The following is a 2,988-nucleotide window of genomic DNA, read 5'->3' on the forward strand; positions in this document are numbered from 1 at the left end:
TGTTTTCGAAAAAATCAGCCACCAACTAACGGAAAATTCAAATCTTATCAATAGCTTAGCTTGCAGGTTATGGGTAACTTATTTCGAAAACAGTACACTAGCAAGTCCTCAAAGAAATAGGTTTTAGCTGACAGAAGCTACCATGACGGTAGCTTTTTTCATTGGATCATGGGGCTTTTTCGTGAGCGTCGGCAGTGCCGGATTGGCCCAGGTCTGCGTTGCATGGAGCTGGAGCAACAGGCCCGCGCCCAAGCGCAGTCTTAAGGGAAGGAGGAGCCCCAAATGGGAGAAGCAAAGCAACGTGGTACTCAAGCAGAGCGCTCGGCCCAATCCGCTGAAGCAAAGCGTAAAACCGCCGAGTCGCTTGGCCTAGTCCGGCGCGATTTGAATGACGTTCGTGAGGAATTGAGACTTCCCCAGGATGCTCCTTTTCTCGGGTATGTCGTCCACATTCCAGCGAGCGATGAATTTCTAGCGGACTTTAAGGATAGCCCGCTCGCTACATCCCGAAGCTGGACAAAGAGTCCGGGGCTTGCGCAGCGGTTCGAGCACTTTGCCGACGCCTATAAGCTCGCCCGCGAGGATCGAGAGATTGTTGTGGGGCTGTTCGAAACCGCTACGCAGTTTGTAGTCGCTGAAGTCTTATAGGAATTCCTAAATGCGATATGCGAACGTCAACGGAGTGAAGTCTGAGGCACAGCCCAAAATGCGAGGGGTATGCCGCGCCTGCGATGGGGAGGTTGTTGCCAAATGTGGAAAGCATGTCATTTGGCACTGGTCTCATCTGTCCTTGAGCACCTGTGATCGCTGGTGGGAGGCCGAAACAGAATGGCATCGACAGTGGAAGGATCGGTTCCCGGAGGACTGGCAGGAAGTCGTCCAATACGAAGCACTTACGGGCGAAAAACACATCGCCGACGTCCGCACGGAGCATGGAGTGGTTGTCGAGTTTCAACGTTCCACTATCGACCCAGCAGAAGTAAACGCTCGTGAGGGTTTCTACCAGCGAATGGTGTGGGTAATCGATGGGTCAAAAAGTGAGTTTGACTCCGTAAATTTTTCCAATATGCGAAGCCGACCTGATGCCGATGGATTTGCATTTTTTCGATGGTACGGCAGGAGCAAATTGTTTCACCGTTGGCACACAACAACGCCGGTATTCATCGATTTTGGTGACAAGTACGGTTTCTGGAGAGTGTGTAAATTCGATCCTAAAAGCAAAGAGGGAGTCGCGCTTCTGGTAGATCGCTCACTGTTCACCGCTGCGTTGATTCAAGGGACGTCAGATTTCAGCAGAAATGGCGGGCCAGCGTCCGCTTTCTGATAGATAGGAAAAACGTACTACAGCGCGAACCAGCTCAGTCGACTCTATACACGCCTGTTCAGCATGGCCGGGATCGAGGGGGCCAGCGCGCAGTCGGGACGCCGCACACTTGCGGTCAAGTTGAAACGCCGCGGCATCGACTTACGGCACATCAGCGAGATATTGGGCATCGAGAGTCTGGAAGCGGTCAAGAAGCTATGCGCAGGTGATCCAGCCCGTCTGGGCGACATAGTCCGGAGAATTATTTGATGCTCGTTCAAAGATTGACCCCGGAGGATTTCAAAGCCGAGTACCTGCGCTGGAGATGGAGCGGCAAGAAATCGATCACCCACTATGGCCGAGTTCTCTGATTATGAATAAGTTTCCGATACCCGCTTTCGTACTCGCTGCGGTCGCTGACGCGGTAGCAGAGGCCGAGACTCACGCAAGCTTAGATAGCTTATTTATGTACGCAGAAGCACCCGGCGATCCACCCGAGGGAAGCAAGCCGGTAAAGGCGCTTGACTGGTTGAGACGAATAAACAAGGAGAGTGGCGACCGCGCGCTTTCGATTATTGGGCGAATTGTCGAAAAATATCTGGATGCCCCGGAACCCAGTGCCTCCTTTTGGCAACCCGAAGCTGCTGTTGAGGCGCATAAGTTGAGGGTAAAAAAAATCAAGGACGCGCTGGCCAGAGCTGGTTTCTCATATAGCTCTGGCGGAATTCTTAGCCATGGACAAGGTATCGCTACAAAATCTCTGGCAGAGCTCGTTAAGGCTCGGAACCTAGACGTGATTGATTTTGAATTCGATCGCGCTCTGAAAAATGTCGTGGCGAGCCCAAGAGAAGCAGTATCAGCGGCGTGCAACATATTAGAAACGATTTTCAAAATTTATATTGAGGAACACTCACACCTCTCAATGCCAGCCAAGCAGGACCTTCAAGCAGTATGGAAGGTCGTCAAAGCAGATCTTGGACTAGACGCATCGATTATAGAGGAGCGAGATCTTCAGGAAATTATCAGTGGAATCATGGCCACAGTGAATGGGATCGGTGCGCTGCGCACGCATGGAAGCTCAGCACATGGTCCGGTGAAGCGACCTTACAAATTAAAACCTAGACACGCTCGGTTAGCAGTGCATGCAGCACACACCATTGCCGCTTTCGTTCTTGAAACCTGGGACGAGCGAGCCGCAAAGGTGGAGGGCTGATTGTAATAGGCGGCGATGACGACAACGGCACGAAAGCGGGGGTCGCCATTGATCCTGATGCACCATCGAAAACAGGAGCAACACTGTATGGGAATGCCGAGCGAACCGCATCATGACGAATATGTTTTGAGCCTGGCACGGGAGTGTCCATTTCCAGAATGGCTCTTGCTGGAGCTACCAGATGGGAAATGGGGAGCATTCTGGCATGCAGGGTTAGAGGGAACTTGGGCTACGGCTGTTTGGGAAGGTGATTATTCAGCATGCGCCTTGGTCCATGCTGACCGATTCGAGGTGCTTCGCTATATGGAGAAGCATCAGTCCCACTAAAGTAGGAAAATGCTGATGACAGATCACTACAACGGCGGCGGTGGTGAAACCGGGCGGCGGCAAAAACTGAGCGCAACACCTGACCAATCCGGTACGGTGAACCTATGTCATATCATGAACTCAGCATTGAAGAACGCATCACGAT

Annotated in this window: 3 protein-coding genes; all 3 read left to right on the top strand. The window is 52.0% G+C overall.

Annotated features, from left to right (window positions below; translation table 11 throughout):
• Positions 1–282 precede the first annotated feature (282 nt).
• The 3 genes from DW49_RS1000000129110 (at position 283) to DW49_RS0123190 (ending at position 2,516) form a co-directional block, all read left to right on the top strand.
• Positions 283–648, top strand: coding sequence for a hypothetical protein (locus DW49_RS1000000129110; protein WP_024420428.1), 366 nt, complete (start codon positions 283–285; stop codon positions 646–648).
• A 10-nt stretch (positions 649–658) separates the two neighbouring features.
• Positions 659–1,324, top strand: coding sequence for a competence protein CoiA (locus DW49_RS0123180; RefSeq protein WP_024421426.1), 666 nt, complete (start codon positions 659–661; stop codon positions 1,322–1,324).
• A gap of 352 nt (positions 1,325–1,676) precedes the next feature.
• A complete protein-coding gene (locus DW49_RS0123190) occupies positions 1,677–2,516 on the top strand; it encodes an abortive infection family protein (RefSeq protein ID WP_024421428.1) in 840 nt (279 codons plus the stop codon).
• Positions 2,517–2,988 lie beyond the last annotated feature (472 nt).

The organism is Pseudomonas avellanae BPIC 631, assembly GCF_000444135.1.
Lineage (GTDB): Bacteria > Pseudomonadota > Gammaproteobacteria > Pseudomonadales > Pseudomonadaceae > Aquipseudomonas > Aquipseudomonas avellanae.

Excerpts from the sequence above, each read along its gene's own strand:
- DW49_RS1000000129110 (WP_024420428.1), top strand. The coding sequence starts at position 283 with ATGGGAGAAGCAAAGCAACGTGGTACTCAAGCAGAGCGCTCGGCCCAA.
- DW49_RS0123180 (WP_024421426.1), top strand. The coding sequence starts at position 659 with ATGCGATATGCGAACGTCAACGGAGTGAAGTCTGAGGCACAGCCCAAA.
- DW49_RS0123190 (WP_024421428.1), top strand. The coding sequence starts at position 1,677 with ATGAATAAGTTTCCGATACCCGCTTTCGTACTCGCTGCGGTCGCTGAC.